This window comes from Demequina sediminis (assembly GCF_030296675.1).
GTDB lineage: Bacteria > Actinomycetota > Actinomycetes > Actinomycetales > Demequinaceae > Demequina > Demequina sediminis.
Genome location: NZ_AP027736.1, coordinates 1,624,131 through 1,645,098, shown reverse-complemented (window position 1 = coordinate 1,645,098; position 20,968 = coordinate 1,624,131). Strand labels below are relative to the sequence as shown.

Sequence of the window (20,968 nt, the reverse complement as noted above, 5' to 3'; positions counted from 1 at the left end):
CACTGTAATGGCGCCGGTACTGGCATCATGGCGGGCGTGTACCGCCTGCAACCCGCCCTTCAGCGCTATGCGTGGGGCATGACCGACGTCATCGAGTCCCTCGTGGGTTGCGAGCCGTCCGGGGAGCCCGTCGCCGAGGCATGGTGGGGGGCGCACGCGTCCGCGCCGGCGCTCGCTCGCGTCGATCCGCACGCCGCTGCGGTTCCCCTCGATGCCGTGATCGCAAGCGACCCGCGCGCGATGTTGGGGGACGAGCACTCGACGCGGTGGGAGCGCCTCCCGTACCTCCTCAAGGTGCTGGCCATCGCCCGGCCGCTGTCGCTGCAGGTGCACCCGACCCTCGACCAGGCTCACGCGGGCTATGCGGACGAGGACCGCCGCGGCACGCCCATGGGTGATCCGCGGCGCACGTTCAAGGACCGGCTCCACAAGCCCGAGATGGTGGTCGCGCTCACGCCGATGACGCTGCTCACGGGCTTCCGGCCCGTGGCCGCCGTCGCGCGGGACCTCGTGACGATCGGCACTCCCCTCACGCGCCGGTGGGCGACGCTCCTCCTCGACGCGGGCACGGAGCCCGCTGTCGCGCTGCGCGACTACGTCGCCGAGGTGTTGCACGACCCCGAGGCCGCCGGTTCGATCGACGCCCTCATCGCGGCGGGAGAGGCGCCCGGCGCGCCCGAGACGCTCGCGATCGCAGCGGCCGCCGCACGCCAATACCCGTGGGATCCGGGCGCCTTTGTCGCCGTCGCCCTCAACGTGGTCCACCTCGCGCCGCGTGAGGCGTGCTTCACCGGCGCGGGGGTCATCCACTCGTATCAGTCGGGGCTGGGCCTTGAGGTGATGGTCAACTCCGACAACGTGGTGCGCGCGGGGCTCACGCCCAAGCCCATCGACGTGGACCTGCTGATCGCGCTCACGGACGGCACGCCGACCCCGCCGCCGCGTGTCATCCCTCACATCGAGGGGCCCGTCGCGCGCTACATCGCACCGGTCGAGGAGTACGCCCTCTCTCTGGTTGAGCACGGCACAGCGACCTTCCCCGCCGGCCCGCGCATCGTCCTCACGTTCGCCGGCACCTCGCGACTGCGCACGCACCGCCAGGAGGTAGAACTCGCCCGCGGCGAGGCGGTCTTTGTGGCCGCCGCCGAGGGCGAGATCGAGGTTGAGTCCACGGGCGTCGCGGTGGTGGTGGAGGTGCCGTCTCCCACCCGCTGACCGGGGCCGATACCCTGGGCGCATGTCACTGCGTATCTCCGTCTTCGGCACCGGTTACCTGGGTGCCACCCACGCGGCCGGGATGGCCGAGCTCGGACACGAGGTCATCGGCGTCGACATCGACCCCGCGAAGATCGAGCGCCTGCAGCGAGGCGAGGTCCCGTTCTTCGAGCCGGGCCTGCCCGAGTTGCTGAAGAAGCACGTCGATTCGGGTCGGCTGCGCTTCACGACGGACGCCGCCGAGGCGGCAGAGTTCGCCGACGTCCACTTCATCGGGGTGGGGACGCCCCAGAAGAAGGGCGAGTACGCCGCCGACATGAGTTTTGTCGACGCGGTCATCGAGACCCTTGCGCCGCGGCTCACCCGGCCCGCCGTCATTCTGGGCAAGTCGACCGTCCCTGTGGGGACGGCGGCTCGCCTCGCGGCGCGCGTGAGGGAGCTCGCCCCCGTCGGGGGCGAGGCCCAGCTGGGCTGGAACCCCGAGTTCCTGCGTGAGGGCTTTGCCGTCGAGGACACGCTGCGGCCGGACCGGCTCGTGCTGGGTGTCGACAAGGACAACCCGGGGCGGATCGAGGAGGTCGCGCGCGAGGTGTATGCCGACGCGCTCAGCCGTGACACGCCCATCGTGGTGACGGACCTCGCGACCGCGGAGCTGGTCAAGGTCAGCGCCAACGCGTTCCTCGCGACCAAGATCTCGTTCATCAATGCGGTCGCCGAGGTCTGCGAGGCGACGGGCGCGGACGTCGCCGACCTCGCGGATGCGATCGGCTACGACGAGAGGATCGGCCGCAAGTTCCTGGGTGCCGGACTGGGCTTCGGCGGCGGCTGTCTGCCCAAGGACATTCGGGCGTTCATGGCGCGCGCCGACGAGCTCGGCTCGGGCCAGGCGCTGCGTTTCCTGCGCGAGGTCGACGACGTCAACCTGCGCCGCCGCGATCACGTGGTCGACCTTGCCGCGCGCGAGGCGGGCGGCTCGCTCAAGGGCGCCCGCATCGCGGTCCTGGGTGCGGCCTTCAAGCCCAACTCCGACGACGTGCGCGACTCGCCCGCGCTCGACATCGCTGGTCGTCTGCACCTGGGCGGCGCCGACGTGCGGGTCTTCGACCCCGAGGCGATGGCCAACGCCGCCGCCGTGTGGCCGACCCTCCACTTCGCCGACAACGCTCAGCAGGCGTGCGCGGACGCGGATGTCGTGATCGTGGCAACCGAGTGGTCGGAGTTCCGCACGCTCGACCCCGTGGCGCTCAAGGACGTGGTCGCGAAGCCGACCGTCATCGACGGCCGCAACTGCCTCCCCGCCGAGTCGTGGATCGGGGCAGGTTGGCGCTACCTGGGCCTGGGGCGCTATTCGTCATGAGCGACCTCATCGACACGACCGAGATGTATCTGCGGACTATCTACGAGTTGATCGAGGACGGCGTGACGCCCATGCGCGCCCGGCTGGCCGAGCACTTCGGTCACGCCGGGCCCACGGTCTCGCAGACCATTGCGCGCATGGAGCGTGACGGTCTCGTCGTCGTGTCGGAGGACCGTCATCTCGAACTCACGCCCGCCGGAGAGGAGGTCGCGATGCGCGTCATGCGCAAGCACCGCCTCGCCGAGCGGCTCCTCACCGACGTGATCGGTCTGGACCTCGCGCACGTCCACGACGAGGCGTGCCGCTGGGAGCACGTGATGAGCGAGCGGGTCGAGCGGCGCCTCCTCGAACTCCTCGACAGCCCGACCGTGTCGCCCTACGGCAACCCCATTCCCGGGCTTGCCGAGCTCGGTGTCGTCGAGGGAGCTCGCTCGGCCGGAGAGGGGCGCGTGACGGACCTTCTCGACGCCGGTGTGACGGATGTCACACTCACCAGGATAGGCGAGCACCCGCAGGCGGACCTCGATCTACTAGCGGTGATGGTCGAGAACGGCGTGTTGCCAGGCGCGATCGTGCGCCTCGCGCCGGCCGATGCCGGGGTGGGTATCACGAGCACTCAGGGCGGTCTCGTGATGGGCCGCGAGCACGCTCGTCACATCTTCGGCTTGCCTTCTTGAGGATGTTTGATAAATTTTCGGTAACAACGACGGCCTTCAAGGCAAGGAGACTTACTCCGCGGTGCCCCTCACAAGAGGACACGCTCGAAGATGACGCGAGCGGCGGGGCACAGAAACATCGACGCGCAGACGGCGCGGAAGGAACGGAAATTTGAAGTACGGATACATGCGCGCCAAGACGCGCGCCGTGGCCGCAGCAGCGGGCGCAGCGCTTGTCGTGGTCCCGCTGACCGGTGCCGCCGCGGCCGCCCTGGTCACCACTGAACCCCTCGAGACTGACACCGGAGTCGACGTCGCCTCGGCCTACACCGCCGACGTGGCAGCGATCCCCGCGCTCACCACCGACGAGGAGGCCGGCGACTACACGATCGACACCCCCACGGTGCAGGTCAAGGTCCCGCCGCCCCCGCCCCCGCCCGAGCCCGAGCCCGAGCCGGTCGCGGAGGCCCCCGCCTCCTCGTCCTCCTCCAGCGGAGCCACGGCCGTCGCGAAGACGCAGACGGTCCAGCCGTCCGCAAACGTGCAGGCCGCGATCTCCGGATCCGCGATCATCGCGGAGGCCGCCAAGTACGTGGGCGTGCCTTACGTCCTGGGCGGGAGCACCCCGTCCGGCTTTGACTGCACAGGATTCGTGTCGTACGTCTATCGGGCCTTCGGCATTTCGCTGCCGCGCTCGTCGGGCGCGTACTACAACGTGGGCACGCGAGTCTCCGACCCCCAGCCCGGCGACCTGATTGTGTCGCCCGGCCACGTGGGCATCTACGCGGGTCCCAACCTGCAGATCGACTCGCCGCGTCCCGGCAAGACCATCCAGTTCCGCCCGATCTGGCAGTCGAACCCGATCTACGTCCGCGTCACCGGCTGATCGCGCACGCCCCACGAAGGCCGTCACCCTCCCGGGTGGCGGCCTTCGTCGTGTGTGGGCCCGGGCATCGTCCCCGCATCCCCCGGTTCGCGTCCCGACGTGGCGTTGAGTGCTCCCGGACCGGGCTACCGTGGAGCCATGAGGACGACAACGGTGCCGAATCTTGGACGCGAGATCTCCCTGGTGGGACTCGGAACGTGGCAACTGGGTGGCGACTGGGCCACCGTCGGCGACGAGACCGCGCAGGAGGTGCTCGCGGCGGCCGCCGACGCGGGAACGCGCCTCTTCGACACGGCGGACGTGTACGGTGACGGCCGCTCGGAGAAGGCGATCGGGCGGTTCCTTGCGGGCCGCACGGACCGCGGCGAGTTCACGGTCATCACCAAGATGGGCCGGCGTGCGAACCCGCACACCCCCGAGGAGTACACGCTCGACCACTACCGCGCGTGGACGGACCGCTCGCGCGAGAACCTGGGCGTCGACACCCTCGACCTGGTGCAGCTGCACTGCCCGCCCACGGCGGTGTTCGGCGACGAGCGCGTCTACGACGACCTGCGCACGCTGCAGCAGGAGGGGCGGATCGCGCGGTGGGGCGTGTCCGTCGAGCTGGTGGACGAGGCCCTCGCGGCGCTCGAGCAGCCCGACCTCGCCACCATTCAGATCATCGTCAACATCTTCCGCCGCAAGCCGCTTGAGCGAGTGCTTCCCGAGGCGCGCGAGAAGGGTGTCGGGATCATCGCGCGCCTGCCGCTCGCATCGGGGCTGCTGTCGGGCAAGTACGACGAGCACACGACGTTCGCGCCCGAGGACCACCGGACGTGGAACCGCGACGGCGCCAAGATGAACATCGGCGAGACGTTCTCCGGCATCCCGTTCGAGGTGGGAGTGGCGGCTGCCCGCGAGGTCGCCGCGCTCACCCCCGAGGGCTGGGCGACGTCGCAGATGGCGCTCGGCTGGCTCGCGCAGGTGGGCGTCGCCACGATGATCCCCGGCGCCTCCAAGCCCTCACAAGCGCGCTCCAACGCCGAAGCCGCGGAGTTCCCCGAGCTTCCGGCCGCGACCATGGCGGCGCTCGAGGACATCTACGACCGCTTCTGCAGGGAGCACGTCCACCACCTGTTCTAGGCCGATGCGCGAGCGGGTACCCTGGTGCGGTCACCCCGGCGCCTGTAGCTCAGGGGATAGAGCACCGCTCTCCTAAAGCGGGTGTCGACAGTTCGAATCTGTCCAGGCGCACTTCTGCGGTGTCGTCTCCACGCTCGTAGACTGAGAGTGATCTCGTCGAGGAGGTCCGGTGATGAGGCGCCTGCGGCGGCGTCGCTGGCCACGATGGCTTGTCGGCATGCTCGCCGCGATGATGGTGGCGACGGGCTGCTCCGGTGGCTCGCAGCCAGTCCCGAGCGCGGCCCCGAGCGGCGGCGTCACCGAGACCCCGCTACCCACCTCCATACCCGACCCCCTGCCGACGCACGGGCCGTCCGCGACTCCGACCGGCATCGTCGCCCCGAGCACTACGCCGACCCCGACCGCCGCCCCGCGCGTGACGCCTACCCCCACACCGCCGGCGCCCCAGCCACCAGCGCCCCAGCCGCCCGCGCCCGCCACCCTCGACCGGGCGGTGTGGGTCCACCTCTTCGACGGGTCGCTCAAGACTCGCGAGGGCATCGCGCGGGTGGTCGAGCGGCTCGACGGCGCGCGTGCCACGGCAATCGTCGCGGAGGTGGTGCGCCGCCACGACGCGTACTACGACTCGGACGTCCTGCCCCGCACGCCGGACCCCGCTCTCGAACCGGGTCTCGACGTGCTCGCTACGCTGATCTCCGAGGCGCATGCGGCGGGTCTCGAGGTGCACGCGTGGATTCCCGTCGCCCCGACCTGGCACGCCGCATACGACGGCCTTCCCGCCCCCGCCGGCTGGCTGCCCGCCGAGCACGGACTTGCGGCGCCCGAGCGCGACCGATGGGTCACGCGCACGGTCGACGGCGAGTGGACCGAGTACCTGGATCCGGCGCTTCCCGAGGTGCGCGAGCACGTCGCGGCCGTCGTGCGCGAGATCGCCGAGGACTACGACGTCGATGGCATTCACCTCGACTACGTCCGTTACGCCTCGCAGCGCCACGGATATCACCCGCGTGCACTCGCGCGCTATCGGGAGGCGACGGGCACCACGGCCACGCCCGCGCCGGACGACGCCGCGTGGTCGCGATGGCGCCGCGCCCAGGTCGACGCGCTCGTCGCGGACGCGGGCCGCGCGATCGATGCCGCGGGAAGCGACGCCGTGCTCTCGGCGGCGGTGATCGCGTGGGGGGACGGGCCGGGTGGGTCGTCCGTGCGGGACTTCGAGGACACGGCCGCGTTCCGCGAGGCGCTCCAGGACTGGGAGGGTTGGGCCGAGCGCGACCTGGTCGATGTCCTCATGCCCATGGACTACTTCCGCGAGGCGGACGCCCAGCAGTCGGCGTGGCTGCGGCGCTGGCTCGACTACCAGGCGGGACTCGAGCGCCGCACGGGCACCCCCGTGGTGCCGGGGATCGCCGGCTACCTCAACTCGCCGCGCGACGCGCTCACCCAGGTGGGCCTCGCGGACGCTCGGCTCGGCTCGGTTGCGGTGTACTCGTATCAGGGCTCGACCAACGATCCGGAGCGTCCGCTGTGGGCCAGCCTTGCGGCCAGCGACTGGGGCGGGTAGTCACCGGGACCATGGGCACTGTCGCGAGCGCGCGGCCGCTGCGAGACTGCCGCCGAGCGACCGGGGGAGACGGCGGTGACGTCACGCGACCACGCCGATGCCGTCGACGCCGAGTCTTTCGACGCCGTGATCGTCGGAGGCGGCGCCGCGGGGTTGTCGCTCGTGTGCCATCTCGCACACGCCGGCTGGCGCGGGCGGCTCGCGATCGTCGACGACGGTGACCACCCGCACGCACACCGGTCGTGGGCGTGGTGGGGTCGCGGAGCGGGCCTGCTCGACGCACACGCCACCGCTCGCTTCCACCACCTTGAGGCGGCCGGTCCCACGTGGCGTCGCCACGCCCCTCTCGCTCCCCACACGTATCTCTCGATCACCGGCTTCGCGCTCGCCGAGGCGGCGCAGGCCGCGCTGGCCGAGCTGGACGGCGGCGTGCGGGTCGCCGGGCGCGCGCTCGGGATCGCGCAGGAGGACGATGCCGGGGTCGTGACCGTCGACATGCCGCGGGGCGGCGTGACGCGCCTGCGGGCGCCGTGGGTCTTCGACAGCGTGGGCCCCGGCGCCACCCGGGTCGATCCGCGGTCGGCCCCTCATCTCGACTTCCTGGGACTCCACGTCGAATCCGATCGGGACGTGTTCGATGGGGACGCGGTGACCCTCATGGACTTCCGCACCGGCCAGCGTGACGGCGTCGCCTTCGTCTACGTGCTGCCGTCGTCGCCGCGGACGGCGCTGGTCGAGCGCACCGTCTTCGTCCACCCTGGCGCGCGCGGGCGGGTTCGCGGCGGCCACGAGGCCGAGCTCGCCACGTATCTGCGCGACACTCTCGCCCTGCCCGACGCGCGCGTCACGGGTCGCGAGGAGGGCCTCATCCCGCTCGTCGCCCACGCGTCCGCCCGACCCGGCGGGGGCATCGTCCCCATCGGGGCGCGTGCCGGAATGGTGCGCGCGAGCACGGGCTACGCGTTTGCGCGCATCCAGCGCCACAGCGAGGGGATCGCGCGGCGGCTCGTGGCCGAACGCGACCCTCGTCGCGCCGCGGCGCCCGAGCGCTGGCCTCGGCTGCTCGACGCCGCGCTGCTGCGGGTGATCCGCGCGGATCCCGACGCCGTGCGCGAGGCCTTCGCCGCGATGCTCACGGCTCACCCGCCGGCCCGCACGCTGCGCTTCCTCGACGGCGAGGCGAGCCTCGCCGACCACGTGCGGATCTTCGCCTCGCTGCCGTTGCTGCGCTTCGCGCGCGCACAGGTGAGCGACCTTCGTCCCACCGCGAGCCGGCGTCGCCGTCCTACCGTGGACAGATGAGCCGCTGGTTCAGGCGCCACCTCGAGATGATCGTGCTGGTCACCTCGGCCTCGCTGCTGGCCGGGGAGGGCTCGCGTGGTGGGCGGGGCTCTCCGGAGCGGCGCGCTCGGCGTGGATCGCGGGAGCCCTGCTGGGGCTCGCCTTCGCTCTCGCGGCGACCGTGGACGCCGCCCGCCACCGCCGCCCCACGGTCGATGTCATCGCCGTGCTCGCGCTCGCGGGGGCGCTGTGGGTCGACGAGCCCCTCGCTGGCGCGATCATCACCCTCATGCTCGCCACGGGTCAGGTCCTGGAGGCACGCGCGGACGCCCGCGCGCGTCGCGAGCTGAGCCTGCTCACCGCGCGCGCGCCGCGCACCGCGCGACGCGTCACGCCCGGCGGCATCGTCGACGTGTCGGTGGACGATGTCGGGGTCGGGGAACGCCTGCTGGTGCGCCCCGGCGAGGTGGTGCCCGTCGACGGGCGCGTCGTGAGCGCCTCGACATTCGACGAGGCCGCGCTCACGGGTGAGCCGATGCCCGTCGCGCGTCCCGCGGGTGACGACGTGCGCTCGGGAGTGGTCAATGTCGGCGCGCCGGTGGAGATCGTCACGACCACGACGGCGTCCACGTCGACCTATGCGGCGCTGGTGCGCCTCGTGGAGCAGGCGCAGGCGTCCTCCGCTCCGTTCGTGCGCGCCGCGGATCGCTGGGCAATCGCGTTCGTTCCGCTGACGCTCGTGCTCGCGTGTGTCGCGTGGTGGGCCGCGGGCGATCCCGTGCGGGCGGTCGCGGTGCTCGTGGTCGCGACGCCGTGCCCGCTGCTGCTCGCCGCCCCCATCGCGATCGTGTCCGGCCTGTCGCGAGCGGCACGGATGGGCGTGGTGATCAAGGGTGGCGGCGCGCTCGAGCGACTCGCGCGGGCGCGCGTCGTCGTCTTCGACAAGACGGGAACGCTCACGCGGGGCCGCCCGACGCTCACCGACGTGCTCGTGCGTGAGGCGACGGCCGACGAGGCGTTGCGCCTCGCGGCCTCGCTCGAGCAGGTGAGCGCCCACGTGCTCGCGGGTCCGATCGTCGAGGCGGCGCGTGCGCGCGGCCTCGCGCTCGAGCTGCCCGAGGCGGCCGAGGAGATTCACGGCCAGGGCGTCGCGGGCACGGTCGACGGGCGGCGCGTGCGCGTGGGTCGGCCGTCGTGGATCGTGGGGGAGCGCCCCGACGCGTGGACGCGCCAGGTGCGCAGGCGGGCCGACCTGGACGGGTCGATGTCGGCGCTCGTCGAACTCGACGGCCGTGTCGCGGCGGCGCTGCTCCTGCACGACCCCATTCGCCCCGACGCGCCCCGCATGGTGCGTGCGCTGCGCGCCGTGGGGGTCTCGCGCATCGTGCTCGCGACGGGAGACCGCGACGACGTCGCGGCGATGGTGGGACGCATCGTGGCGGTCGACGCGGTGCTCGCCGAATGCACGCCGGCGGACAAGCTCGCCGCGCTTGAGCGAGAGGCGGCACACGGCTCGACCGTCATGGTGGGGGACGGCATCAACGATGCCCCCGCGCTCGCGGCGGCCGACGTGGGCGTCGCCCTCGCCGCCCGCGGATCCACCGCCTCGTCGGAGGCCGCGGATGTGGTGCTGACCGTCGATCGTGTCGACGCGCTCGCCGACGCGATGCTGATCGCGCGTCGCTCACGCCGAATCGCGCTGCAGGCCGTCGCCGTCGGCATGGGGCTGTCGCTGGTGGCGATGATCGCCGCGGCGCTGGGATACCTGTCGCCGACCGCGGGTGCCGCCCTCCAGGAGGCAATCGACCTGCTCGCGATCGCGATCGCATTGCGCGCGGTGGTGCCCACGCGCATGCATTCGATCGTGCTGTCTCCCGAGGACCGTGCGACCCTCGCTTCGCTGCGCGTCGAGCACGACTCCCTGGCGCCGCTCGTCGAGAGCGTCGCGAGCGTGGCGGATGCCCTGACGAGCGCGAGGCCCGATCTCGGCGACGCCCGCGCGTTGGTCGCGTCCCTCGAGAGCGACCTGCTGCCGCACGAACGCGCGGACGAGGAGCGGCTGGTGCCCGTGGTCGCGCGCGCGCTCGGTTCCACGGAGGCCGTCGCTGCGCTCAGCCGCACGCATGCCGAGATCGAACACCAGGTCGCGCGCGTCAGACGGCTCCTCGACACCGTCGACGGCGGCGCGACCGCGGAGGACGTGGTCGAGCTGCGGCGCATGCTGTACGGGCTGTATGCCGTGCTGAAGCTCCACAACGCCCAGGAGGACGAGGGCGCGTTCAGCCTGGTGCCGGTGGGCTCGGCGTGACGGCACGGTGGCAGGATGGCGAGATGCCGCACCGTCATCTCGAACACGAGCCGTGGGACCCGCATCTCGCCACCGAGGGGAGGGACCCGCGCGACGTCTATGACGAGGCGCGTGGACGATGCCCGGTCGCGCCGCGCGTGGGTGGCGGGTGGACGGTCTTTGGTCACGCAGCCGCCGTGGAGGTCGCGTCGCGCTCCGACCTGTACTCGAACGCGGTGTCGCGCTTCCTGCAGGTGCCCAACGGCCTCGACGGCCCTCGCCACGCCGCGGTGCGGCGCGCCATCGACCCGCTCTTCGAGGCGGCGCGCATGCGTGACCTCGAGCCGCGCATCGCGCGCGTCGCGAGCGCGCTGGTCGCTGAGATCGCGCTGCCCGCTCGCGTCGACGCGGTCGCTTTGGGGGCGCGCTTCGCGGTCCGCGCGCAGTGCGCGTGGCTGGGCTGGCCCGCCGACCTCGAGGAGGAGCTCCTCGCGTGGATGGCCGACAACCACGCCGCGACCCGGTCCAGGGACACGAGGCGCACGGCTGCCGTGGCCGAGCGCTTCGATGCGATCATCACGCGCCTCACCGCGGAGCGCCGCGCTGCTGGCACCGATGCCCCGGACGACGTCACCACCGAGTTGCTGCGCGTGCGCGTGGAGGGTGAGCCACTCACGGATCCCGAGGTCACGTCGATCCTGCGCAACTTCACCGGCGGCGACCTCGGGTCCATGGCGCTCTGCGCGGGAGTGATCCTCACGTACATCGCGGACCACCCACCACTTCAGTCGCGCCTCCGGTCGGGAGTCTCCGACGCCGAAGGTGACGCGATCCTCGACGAGATCCTGCGCATCGATGACCCGTTCCTCGCGAACAGGAGGCGCGCGAGCGTCGACACGTCGCTCGCCGGACACGAGATCGCCGCGGGAGACGTGGTCATCGTCAACTGGACCGCGGCCAACCGTGACCCCGCGGCGTTCGGCGATCCCGACGCCTTCGCCCCCAAGGCGAACCGCGACGCCAATCTGGTCTACGGCATCGGCCCTCACGTCTGTCCGGGACGGCCCCTCGCGACCCTCGAACTACGGGTCCTGGTGCGCGAGGTGCTCGCACGCACCTCGGAGATCGCGGTCGATTCCGAGCGGACTCGCGTCCGCTCCATGCCGCCGCTCGGCGGGTTCGAGGAGGCGCCGCTCGTCTTGAGGTGAGCCGCGCGCGCGTACCCTTGCACACCATGGGAATCGTGCCGGAGTCCGGCCGCGGCGCCGCGGCCCGAGTCGGCGCACACCTCGACGCGTCCGCCGCCGCCGATCCTCACACGCTGCGTGCGCACAATCTGGGCATCGTCATGCGCATGCTGCGTGACCACGGCAGCCTCACGCGCAAGGACATCGAGCAGTCGACCGGGCTGGTGGCCGCCTCGGTCACCAATCTGCTGGCCGATCTCTCGGGCAGGCGGCTGGTGCGCGACGTGCGCGGCGGCGGCGCCGAGGCGCGCGGCCGCGGGCGCCCGCGCGTCATGGTCGAGCAGGTGCCCGACCGATGCCTGGCGCTGGCGGTCCGCATCGAACGCACCCGGGTGACCGCGGAGGTGCACTCGAGTGCCGGGGTGCTGCTCGACTCTGCCTCGCGCTCCGTGACGCTCGCATGGGGTCAACCGGGCGATGTCGCGCACGCCGTCGCCGGCCTCGTGGCGCGCGCCGAGGGCATCGCCGCGGATCACGGCGGGCTGCTCCTCGCGTGTGTCGTGACGGTCCCCGGGCCCGTGAGCCACGAGAACCGGATCGCGGACTCGGTCGAGTTCGGGTGGGGTCACCTTGAGCTCGTCGAGCTCATCCGCGCCGCAGGGGTGCCCTCGGAGCTGCCGCTCGAGGTGATCAACGACTCGAACGCCGCCGCGCTCGCGGAGCACTTCGCGCTGCCGTTGCCGCGTCCGGGCGTCATGCTCTATGTCGAGGCCAGCATCGCGGCAGGAGTGGGCGGCGGCGTGATCGCGGACGGGCGCATTCTCACCGGCGGTCGCGGTTTTGGCGGCGAACTGGGTCACGTCACGGTCGATTGGCGCGGGCGGCCGTGCCACTGCGGAGCGAACGGTTGCCTGTCGGCGTACATCGGCCCGGACGCGCTGTTGACGTCGGCGCGGCTCGTGGATCACGCGCAGCTCGCGGGCCGTCAGGCGGCCATGGATGAATTCCGCGCGCGACTGACCCGCGGGGAGAAGCGCGCGGTCGACGTCGCGCTGCGCGCGGGCGACATCCTGGGCGCGGGAATGCGCTCGGTCTATGACGTCATCAACCCCACCACGCTGGTGCTGGGCGGATACCTGGCGGGCATGAGGCGCTGGATCGAGCCCGGCATCCAGATGCAGCTCGCTCCGCGCACCGAGAAGCTCGCGCCCGTGGCCGTCGAGTCCGGCCGACTCGGCAGGCGCGCGGGCCTCGTGGGTGCCGCGCGACACGGGCTGCTGCCGCTGTTCGACGACCCGACCCTGGTGCCGCCGGCCTCCTAGCCGCCTCCTCACCTGCGCGGCTCCGCCACACGATTTCGCGGCTCCGCCACACGGGCCTCGGCGTGTCGCCGGCGTGTCGCGCCCAAGAGGGCGGTTGAGGGCCGATGCAGGGGGGCTTGTGTGGCGGAGCCGCGAGTGGGCGCGGTGTGGCGGAGCCGCGAGTGGGCGCGGTGTGGCGGAGCCGCGAGTGGGCGCGGTGTGGCGGAGCCGCGAGTGGGCTTGTGTGGCGGAGCCGCGAGTGGGCGCAGGGTGACCTTCGTCCCGCGGCGCCACCATCTAATAGACATACGCTCATTAGTGGATGGACTGTCCCCCATCCGAAGGAGCCAACGATGTCGACCGCCTTTTCCCACGTCCTGCAGCCCGGTCGAATCGGCGACCTTGAGCTGCGCAACCGCGTCATCATGGTCCCGATGGGCACCGCGATGGGTGACCACGACGGCCACCTCACGGACCGCGAGATCGCCTACTAAGCCGAGCGCGCCAAGGGTGGCGCGGGGCTGGTCGTGACGGGCATCAATGCCGTGACCGACGACTACGAGGTCATCAACGAGGGGCTCGGCCGCGTCGACTCCGACGCCGCGATTCCTGGACTCACCAAGCTCGCCGAGGCCGTGCACGCGCACGGCGGCGCGATCTCGGTCCAGCTCACCGCGGGACTGGGGCGCAACATCAACAACGTCGACCCCGCGCGTCCGCCGATCTCCGCGTCCGACAACCCCCACTGGCTCGTTCCTGGAGTCGTGTGCCGCGCGCTCGAGGTGGACGAGATCGCCGTGATCGTGCAGCGCTTCAGGGAGGCCGCGGCCCGCTGCAAGGCCGCTGGCATCGACGCGATCGACATCCACGGCCACACCGGCTACCTGATCGACCAGTTCATGTCCCCCCAGTGGAACCGCCGCGAGGACCAGTACGGCGGCTCCGTCGAGAACCGCTGCCGTTTCGCGACGGAGATCATCGCCGCCGTCAAGGAGGGGGCGCCGGGCCTGCCCGTGAGCTTCCGGCTCAGCGTTGACCACCGCTACGAGGGCGGGCGCACGCCCGAGGACTCGAAGCAGATCGCGCGCGTGCTCGAGTCGGCCGGCCTCGACCTCATGATGGCGGACGAGGGCTCGTACGAGGCCATGGACTATGTCTTCCCGCCCTACTACCTGGGCGACAACTGCATGATGGGCGCCGCGGCGGCCATGAAGGAGGTGCTGTCCATCCCCGTGCTCGGCTGCGGCAACCTCACCCCCGAGCGCGCCGAGGCGGCGATCGCCGCGGGCGAGATGGAGTTCGCCGGAATCGGCCGCGCCCTCATCGCGGATCCCGAGTGGGCGCTCAAGCTCGCCGAGGGCCGCCGCGAGGACATCCGCCCGTGCATCCGCTGCAACCAGCTGTGCGTGGGCAACGCGTTCGTCGGCAAGCCCCTCGGATGCGCGGTCAACCCGGCGGTCGGCTACGAGCGCGAGCGCGTCCTCACCCCCGCGCCTGCGAGCAAGCGCGTCGCGATCGTGGGCGCCGGCCCGGCCGGCCTCGAGGCGGCGCGGGTCGCCGCCCTGCGCGGGCACACGGTTGACGTGTACGAGAAGGGCGAGCAGCTGGGAGGCGTGCTGTGGCCCGCCGCAACCCCGGAGTTCAAGAAGGAACTGCGCTCGATGATCTTCTGGTGGGAGCGCCAGCTGAGGGACCTGCCCGTGACGGTGCACACCGGCGTCGAGATCGCCCCGGACTCGCCCGAGCTCGACGGCGCGGATGCGGTGATCCTCGCGACCGGCTCGACCCCGCTCACCCCGCCCATCCCTGGCCTCGACGGCGAGCACGTGGTGGACGTGATCGACGCCCACCTGGGCGCGGAACTCGGCCACCGGATCGTCGTGTGCGGCGGCGGGCTGTCGGGCGCCGACTTCGCTCTCGAGGCTGCCCAGGACGGCCACGACGTCACGATCGTCGAGATGGCCGACGGCATCGCCGCCGACCTCCTGATGATCAACCGCATCACCCTCATGCGCGACCTCGCGGAGGCCGGGATCACCCTCCTGACCGGCCACACCGTGACCGCGGTGGACCCCACCGGCGTGACCGTGGGCGGCCCCGACGGGCCCGTTCACATCGCCGCCGACACGGTGGTCTCCGCATTCGGCGTCCGGCCGGCCACCCGCCTGGTCGAGGCGCTCGCGGACCGGGAGGGCGTGGTCGCTATCGGCGACTGCGTCCGTCCCGCCAAGGTGGGCGACGCGATCAACGCCGGCTTCGAGGCCGCGTTCGCGCTGTAGCCCACCGCAGGGGGACGATGCGCGGGTCACCCGCCCGCGCATCGTCCCGTCTCGCGGTGGTCGTGCGGCCCTGCCGCACGCCATCCCTGGGTCCGAGGTCCGGCGCGAAGGCCGCGCCACGCCCGTAGCGTGACCGCAACCGAGGGAGGAACCGTGACCGCCGCGCGCCCGGATGCCGCATCACCTGATCGCGCGCGCGCCCGCGCCGCGTGGGCCGTGCTGTTCGCAGGCATCGCGCTGTACTTCGTCGCGGTCGTCAACCGCACGGCCCTGGGTGTCGCCGGCGTCGAGGCGATCGAGCGATTCGGGATCGAGGCCACGTGGCTGTCGATTCTCGCGGTCGCGCAGATCGCGACGTACGCGGCGCTGCAGCTCCCCGCGGGCGCACTGCTCGATCGGTGGGGGCCGCGCCGCGTCATGATCGGCGGCGCGGTGCTCATTGCGGCGGGCACCGCACTGCTTGCCGTGACGACGAGCCTGCCCCTCGCGATCCTCGCGCGCGTGCTGATCGGCGCGGGCGACGCCCCCATCTTCATCTCCGCGTGTCGGCTCATCCCGCAGTGGTTCCCCGCGCGGCGCGTCCCGCTGCTGGTGCAGGTGACCGGCTTCGCGGGGCAGGCGGGTCAGCTCGCCACCGCGGTGCCCGTCGCCTGGCTGCTGCGCGAACAGGGCTGGACCGTGGCCTTCGCGACCCTCGCCGCGGTGACGTTGGGACTCGCGGCCCTCGCCGCGGCGGGCGTGCCGGCGCGCGCGCCCTCCGCCACGGCATCGTCCCCTCGCCAGGTCGAGCCGCTGCTGCCCGCGATCCGCGCGGCCACCCGGCCCGCTGGCACGCGGCTGGGCTTCTGGACGCACTTCCTGTCGCTGTTCTCCGCGAACACCATGGCGCTGCTGTGGGGCGTGCCGTTCTTCGTGACGGCGCAGGGCCGGTCCGCCGCGGAGGCGAGCCTGCTGCTCACGGTCGTGACGCTCGCCAAGATGGCGGCGGGTCCCCTCGCGGGCATCTACACCGCCCGGCATCCGTTGCGCCGCAGCTGGCTCGTGCTCGCGTCCGCCGTCGCGACCGCTCTCGCATGGCTCGCCCTGCTGGGCCCGTCGACGCCGCGCCCGCTGTGGCAGCTGTGCCTCTTCATGGCCGTGATCGGGGCGGGCGGGCCCGTGTCGCTCATCGCGATGGACTACGCCCGAACGTTCAGCCCCGAGGAGCGGCTGGGAACCGCGACCGGATTCGTGAACATCGGTGGATTTGTCGCGACCATCGTGTCGATCCTGCTCGTCGGCGTGACGCTCCAGCTGGTGTCGCCTCCCGGCGCGGACACGTACACGCTCGACCAGTACCGGATCGCGTTCGCGACGCTCGCGATTCCGTGGGCGCTGGGGCTCGCGGGAGTGCTGCGCAACCGCCGCCTCGCGCGCGCCGACATGGCCCGCGACGGCATTCACGTGCCCCCGCTGCGCGAGGTGCTGCGCCGGCGTCGCTGACCTCCCATGGTGGCGTTCACATCCGGTCTCTCGGCCGGTTTGACGCGGGGGCGGGGTGCGGCCCACAATCAGGCCAACAGTGCGTGTCGGCTGCACAAGTCGGCGCGCACTGTCTCTTTGTCCGGGCAGGCTCCGCGAGGGCTTCCGATGGGGGACGATGCGGCGGTCGCGGGCGGCGTGGTGTGGAGGGGCGCCGTGACCGAACCGTTACCGTAGGACAGTGGTCGACTACATCGGGCGCGCCCTCGTGGCGGAGGCCCTTCAGGAGTGGAGAGAGCAGCTGCAGCAGCTCGCGAGCGTCTCTCCGCTGCGCGACCTCGCCCTGAGCGAGGCGACCACTGTCGACCTGCGCGGCTCCCACCCCGGTGGCCTCGCTCCGCTCTTCGCGGGACGGCCCGCCTCGCTCGCCTCGCTGCTGCGCGATCCCGAGCACTACGCGCAGGCGCTGCACCGGATCCGCATGATCCGCGAGGGCGCCGACCGCGTCAAGGCCGCGACGGGGGTGTGGACCGCGGCCATGGTGATCGGCACCGTGTCGTGGACCGAGCACGACCGCCGCCGCGAGCTCCCGCTGCTCATGCGGCCCGTGCACTTCGAACCCGCCCGCCAGGGCGACGTCCTGCTGACGATGCTCGACGAGGTCGCGGTCAACCCGGTGTTCCTCACCGAGGCCCGCGCGCGCGGCGTCGGCGAGGGTCTCGCGGGCCTCGCCCCGCAGGCGGGACCCGGCGTCGAGTTCGATCCGCGGCCCCTGTGGCAGCGCGTCCGCGAGCTGGACACGGCATTCCCCGACATCGAGGTGGTCGACAGGCTCTTCGTGGGCGCGTTCGACGACCCCGAGCAGCGCCTCCTCGACGACCTCGACGAGATGGACGCCGTGATCGGGGCCTCCGACATCCTCGCCGCGACCGCGGGCGATCGTGACGCGCAGGCCCTCCTCGCGCAGCCGTTGCCCGCTTTCCCGCTGGGCGACCGCGATCCGTTCGCCGAACGCGGCGTGGGCGACCTCGACGACATCGAGTTCGCGGCGCTCGACCTCATCGCGACCGGGCGCTCGGTCTTCCTGCAGGCGCCTCCGGGCGCGGATCCGCTGGGCACGGTCGCCGCGATCGTGGCCGATGCCGCCGCGTCGGGTCGTGCGGTCATGGCCGTGGGAGGCACGGAGCAGTCCGTGCGCGCGCTCGCGAAGCGCCTCGACAAGGTGGGGGTGTCCGACGCGTACGTGTCCGGCGCAGTCGCGTCGTGGAACGAGGTCGCGAGGCGACGCCTGCTCACGTCGATGACGATGGGCGTCGACGAGGTCGACGACGACTCGCTCCGCCGCGGCGGGGAGGACCTGCTGGCGGCCCGCCACGAGCTGCAGGCGCGCTTCGACGCGCTCCACCGCTCGCATCGTCCCTGGGACGTGAGCGCCTACGAGGCCGTCCAGGCCGTCGTGAGGCTCATCTCCACGTCGCCCGCGCCGGCGACTCAGCAGCGGCTGGGCGGCGAGGCCGCCGCGCTGGTCGCCGAGCATGGGTTCGCGTCCGTCGCGCATGCGATGGTCGAGCGGCTGCGCCCCGCCGCGCCGGCGGAGGAGGAGGCCGCGCCGCGCGTCGCCGAGCCCGAGGTGACGCTCGTCCCCTGGTGGTCCGAGGTCACGGACGATCCCGCGGAGGGCGCTCGCCTCGACGAGGCGCTCGCGACGCTCGTGGTGCGCCACCTTCCTAAGATGCGCGCCGAGGCGCAGGCCGCCGCGCACGAGACCGGCATGGATGAGCCCCCCACGATCGCCGCGTGGGCCGACCAGGTCGGGCTGTTCACGGATCTGCGCGAGACCCTCGAGATCTTCTCGCCCGCGGTGTTTCACCGCTCGCTGCACGACCTCGTCGCCGCGACAGCGCCTCCTGGCTCGCCGCAGGCGGGTGAGCTTGCTCGCCGCGACCGCCGCGCGCTCCGGCGCCGCGCGGTCGAGTTGCTGCGGCCTGGGCGCTCGAAGGACTCCCTCCACGAGCACCTGGTGGCGGCGCACGCGCAGGCGCTGCGCTGGCGCGCGCACTGCTCGGCCGGCGGCTGGCCCGTGGTGCCCAACGACTTCGACCTGTACGCGGACCGCATCGACAGCGTGCTCCGCCTGTGGGGCAGGATCGCCGAGCCCGTGACGCGCGTCGCGGGCGAGGAGGACCTCCTCGATCAGCCGTGGGACCGCGTGCGCGAGGTGCTCGAGCGCCTGGCGGAGGGCGTGCCAGGCACGCTCGAGGCCGCCGAGGAGGTGCCCGTCGAGCGCGATCTCGAGTCCGCAGGGCTGGGCACGCTACTCGCGGAGCTGCGCGCGCGCGACGCGTCGCCCGAGCAGGTGCGACGCGACCTTGAGTTCGCGTGGTGGGCCTCGGCCTTCGACGCGATCGTGTCGGCGGAGCCCCGGCTCACCGAGGAAGGCGCGCTGGGTCGCGTGGTCGAGCGCTTCCTGCGCCGCGATCACGAGTTCGGTGCCGCGCGCGTGGGGCCGCTCATGCGCGCCGCCGCCGAGCGCAGGCGGATCGCCGTCGCACGCCACCCCGACTTCGCGCGGGACCTGTTCGCGACGCTCGTCGAGGGAGCTGACGCCCCGTACCGTGACCTGTGGAGAGACTTCCAGCCGCTCGTGAGCGCGCTGCGCCCCATCACGGTCGCGACGGCCGAGCAGGTGTCGCGGCTCGCCCCACCCTCGCGCTGCGTCGACCTCGCCGTGGTCTTCGCGTCCGAGTCGCTGGCGCTCGCCGAGACGGTTCCGACGCTCGCCCGCGCGCGCCAGGTGGTGGTGATCGGCGACGCCGAGTCCGCGACCCGCAGCGCCGTGGCCGTGTTCGCCCACCTCCTCCCGCGCGTGCCGCTGCACGCTCTTCCGCAGCCGCGCGACCCGCGCGTCACGGGGGTGCTCGGCGCTCTCGCGTACGGTCGCTCGCTCAGCTCGCTGCCCTCGGCGGGTGAGCCCGATGCGCTGCGCGTGATCCGGGTCGAGGCGACGGGGACCCCGGTGGCGGGGGAGCGCACCGTCGAGTCCACGCGCGCCGAGGTCACCGCGGTGCTCGACCACGCCGACCGCGTGGTCCACGCGATGCCGCGGCGCGACCTCGTGATCGTCGCGGGCAACGAGCTCCACGCGGCGCGGCTGCGCGACGCTCTCGACGAGCGGGGGCACGGCTCGCGGAGTCGGTCGCCGTGGTCACTCTCGGCAACGCCGCCGGAATCGACGCCGACGAGGTGATCCTCACGCTGGGCTACGCGTGCGATACGCGTGGCACGCTGCCCGCGCGGCTCGGGGTGCTGTCCGAGGAGGGCGGAGCCCACGCCCTCGCGCAGGGGATCGTGGCCAGCCACGAACGCCTCACCGTGGTCAGCGCCCTCGACGAGGACCAGCTGGCGGCGATCGCGGAGGGTGGCGACGCCGACGGCGTCGAGGGCCTGCGCGAGCTGCTACTCGCGGAGCGCGCGGCGCCCGTGCCGCCGGAGCGCCCCGAGCCCGCGCCGGGGGACTGGCTGCTTGCCGACGTCGCGGCGCGGCTGCGCGCCGCCGGCTACGCCGTCCACGTGCGCTACGGGTCGGGAGCCGACGCGATCCCGCTGGTCGTGGGCGGTCGCCACGATCGCGGCTACAAGGTCGCGGTCGTGACCGACGAGGCGGCGCGCGTGGGCACCGCGAGTGTGCGCGACCGCATGCGCCACCAGTACGCGGGCCTCGAGGCACTCGGCTGGAGCGTCGTGTCCCTGTGGACGCTCGACGTCTTCATGGATCCCGAGGTCGCCGTGGCGTCGATCATCGACGCGGTCGAGGGATATCACGAGCCCCTCGTGTGGGAGCAGCCCAGCCTCGACCTGGGCGTCGAGACCTCCGCGGTCAGGGTGCCGGCTCAGGAGGTGTTCGACCTGGACGCCGTCTCGGACGTCACCGGCGCGATTCCCGCGCTGCGGGCGGACGATGCCGGGGTCGCCACGGACGAGCCCGCGGCCGCACCCGCGGCTACCGCCGAGGCCCCCGACGTCACCCTGGGGATCTCGGTCTTGCTCGCGGAGCAGATCCTTGCGGACAAGGTCGAGACCCGGGAGCGGTCGGCGACCCAGGAGAAGGAGCAGGACATGGAGGACGTGCAGGAGGAATTGGAACTCGAGACCGAGCACGCCGCGCCCGCCGCGACGGAACCGGAGGCGACCCAGGCATCGTCCCTTCCCTCACCCCCGCCGCTGCGACCCGCCGGGCAGGGCACGGGCCGCCCGCTGATCCCTACGCGCTCGCGCGAGGACCTCGACGAGGGCTGGGGAGGTGGACACGGCGGATCGAGCCGTGACGACGAGATCAAGCGGGAGCGCCCGCCGCACTGGTGAGCGCGCG

The 20,968-nt window shown here is 72.7% G+C and carries 15 protein-coding genes, 1 tRNA gene and 1 pseudogene; all 17 read left to right on the top strand.

Features of this window, described 5'->3' with window-relative positions:
• Positions 1-27: 27 nt before the first annotated feature.
• Positions 28-1,215 carry a mannose-6-phosphate isomerase, class I gene (manA, locus tag QUE44_RS08360; RefSeq protein ID WP_286214072.1) on the top strand — a complete coding sequence of 396 codons (1,188 nt, stop codon included), beginning with the start codon at positions 28-30 and terminating at the stop codon, positions 1,213-1,215.
• Between the two features lie 28 nt (positions 1,216-1,243).
• Positions 1,244-2,572, top strand: a complete 1,329-nt coding sequence (locus QUE44_RS08355; protein WP_286216729.1) for a UDP-glucose dehydrogenase family protein — start codon at positions 1,244-1,246, stop codon at positions 2,570-2,572.
• Complete coding sequence (locus QUE44_RS08350; RefSeq protein WP_286214071.1) at positions 2,569-3,249, top strand: metal-dependent transcriptional regulator; 681 nt, start codon at positions 2,569-2,571, stop codon at positions 3,247-3,249. The genes QUE44_RS08355 and QUE44_RS08350 overlap by 4 nt, the downstream gene beginning before the upstream one ends.
• 151 nt (positions 3,250-3,400) lie before the next feature.
• Positions 3,401-4,114 (top strand): C40 family peptidase, encoded by a 714-nt coding sequence (locus QUE44_RS08345; RefSeq protein WP_286214070.1) that lies wholly within the window; start codon positions 3,401-3,403, stop codon positions 4,112-4,114.
• A gap of 138 nt (positions 4,115-4,252) precedes the next feature.
• Positions 4,253-5,239: an aldo/keto reductase gene (locus QUE44_RS08340; RefSeq protein WP_286214069.1), complete on the top strand. Its 987-nt coding sequence runs from the start codon at positions 4,253-4,255 to the stop codon at positions 5,237-5,239.
• A gap of 38 nt (positions 5,240-5,277) precedes the next feature.
• Positions 5,278-5,350, top strand: a tRNA-Arg gene (locus QUE44_RS08335).
• 61 nt (positions 5,351-5,411) lie between these two features.
• Positions 5,412-6,803 carry a glycoside hydrolase family 10-like protein gene (locus QUE44_RS08330; RefSeq protein ID WP_286214068.1) on the top strand — a complete coding sequence of 464 codons (1,392 nt, stop codon included), beginning with the start codon at positions 5,412-5,414 and terminating at the stop codon, positions 6,801-6,803.
• A gap of 75 nt (positions 6,804-6,878) precedes the next feature.
• A complete protein-coding gene (locus QUE44_RS08325; RefSeq protein ID WP_286214067.1) occupies positions 6,879-8,105 on the top strand; it encodes a lycopene cyclase family protein in 1,227 nt (408 codons plus the stop codon).
• A gap of 160 nt (positions 8,106-8,265) precedes the next feature.
• Positions 8,266-10,392, top strand: coding sequence for a heavy metal translocating P-type ATPase (locus QUE44_RS08320; RefSeq protein ID WP_286214066.1), 2,127 nt, complete (start codon positions 8,266-8,268; stop codon positions 10,390-10,392).
• A gap of 23 nt (positions 10,393-10,415) precedes the next feature.
• Positions 10,416-11,579, top strand: coding sequence for a cytochrome P450 (locus QUE44_RS08315; protein ID WP_286214065.1), 1,164 nt, complete (start codon positions 10,416-10,418; stop codon positions 11,577-11,579).
• Between the two features lie 26 nt (positions 11,580-11,605).
• Entirely contained in the window at positions 11,606-12,880 is a 1,275-nt protein-coding gene (locus tag QUE44_RS08310; RefSeq protein ID WP_286214064.1) for an ROK family protein, read from the top strand.
• 332 nt (positions 12,881-13,212) lie between these two features.
• The gene (locus tag QUE44_RS08305) at positions 13,213-13,353 is read left to right on the top strand and encodes a hypothetical protein (RefSeq protein ID WP_286214063.1); all 141 of its coding nucleotides are present in this window, start codon (positions 13,213-13,215) and stop codon (positions 13,351-13,353) included.
• 15 nt (positions 13,354-13,368) lie between these two features.
• Positions 13,369-14,217, top strand: a pseudogene (locus QUE44_RS08300) (NADH:flavin oxidoreductase); the annotation flags it as partial.
• A 48-nt stretch (positions 14,218-14,265) separates the two neighbouring features.
• Positions 14,266-15,138: an NAD(P)/FAD-dependent oxidoreductase gene (locus tag QUE44_RS08295; protein WP_286216728.1), complete on the top strand. Its 873-nt coding sequence runs from the start codon at positions 14,266-14,268 to the stop codon at positions 15,136-15,138.
• Positions 15,139-15,267: 129 nt separating this feature from the next.
• Positions 15,268-16,620 carry an MFS transporter gene (locus tag QUE44_RS08290; protein WP_286214062.1) on the top strand — a complete coding sequence of 451 codons (1,353 nt, stop codon included), beginning with the start codon at positions 15,268-15,270 and terminating at the stop codon, positions 16,618-16,620.
• Positions 16,621-16,840: 220 nt separating this feature from the next.
• Entirely contained in the window at positions 16,841-19,846 is a 3,006-nt protein-coding gene (locus QUE44_RS08285; protein WP_286214061.1) for a hypothetical protein, read from the top strand.
• Positions 19,801-20,961: a hypothetical protein gene (locus tag QUE44_RS08280; protein ID WP_286214060.1), complete on the top strand. Its 1,161-nt coding sequence runs from the start codon at positions 19,801-19,803 to the stop codon at positions 20,959-20,961. The genes QUE44_RS08285 and QUE44_RS08280 overlap by 46 nt, the downstream gene beginning before the upstream one ends.
• Positions 20,962-20,968: the final 7 nt, after the last annotated feature.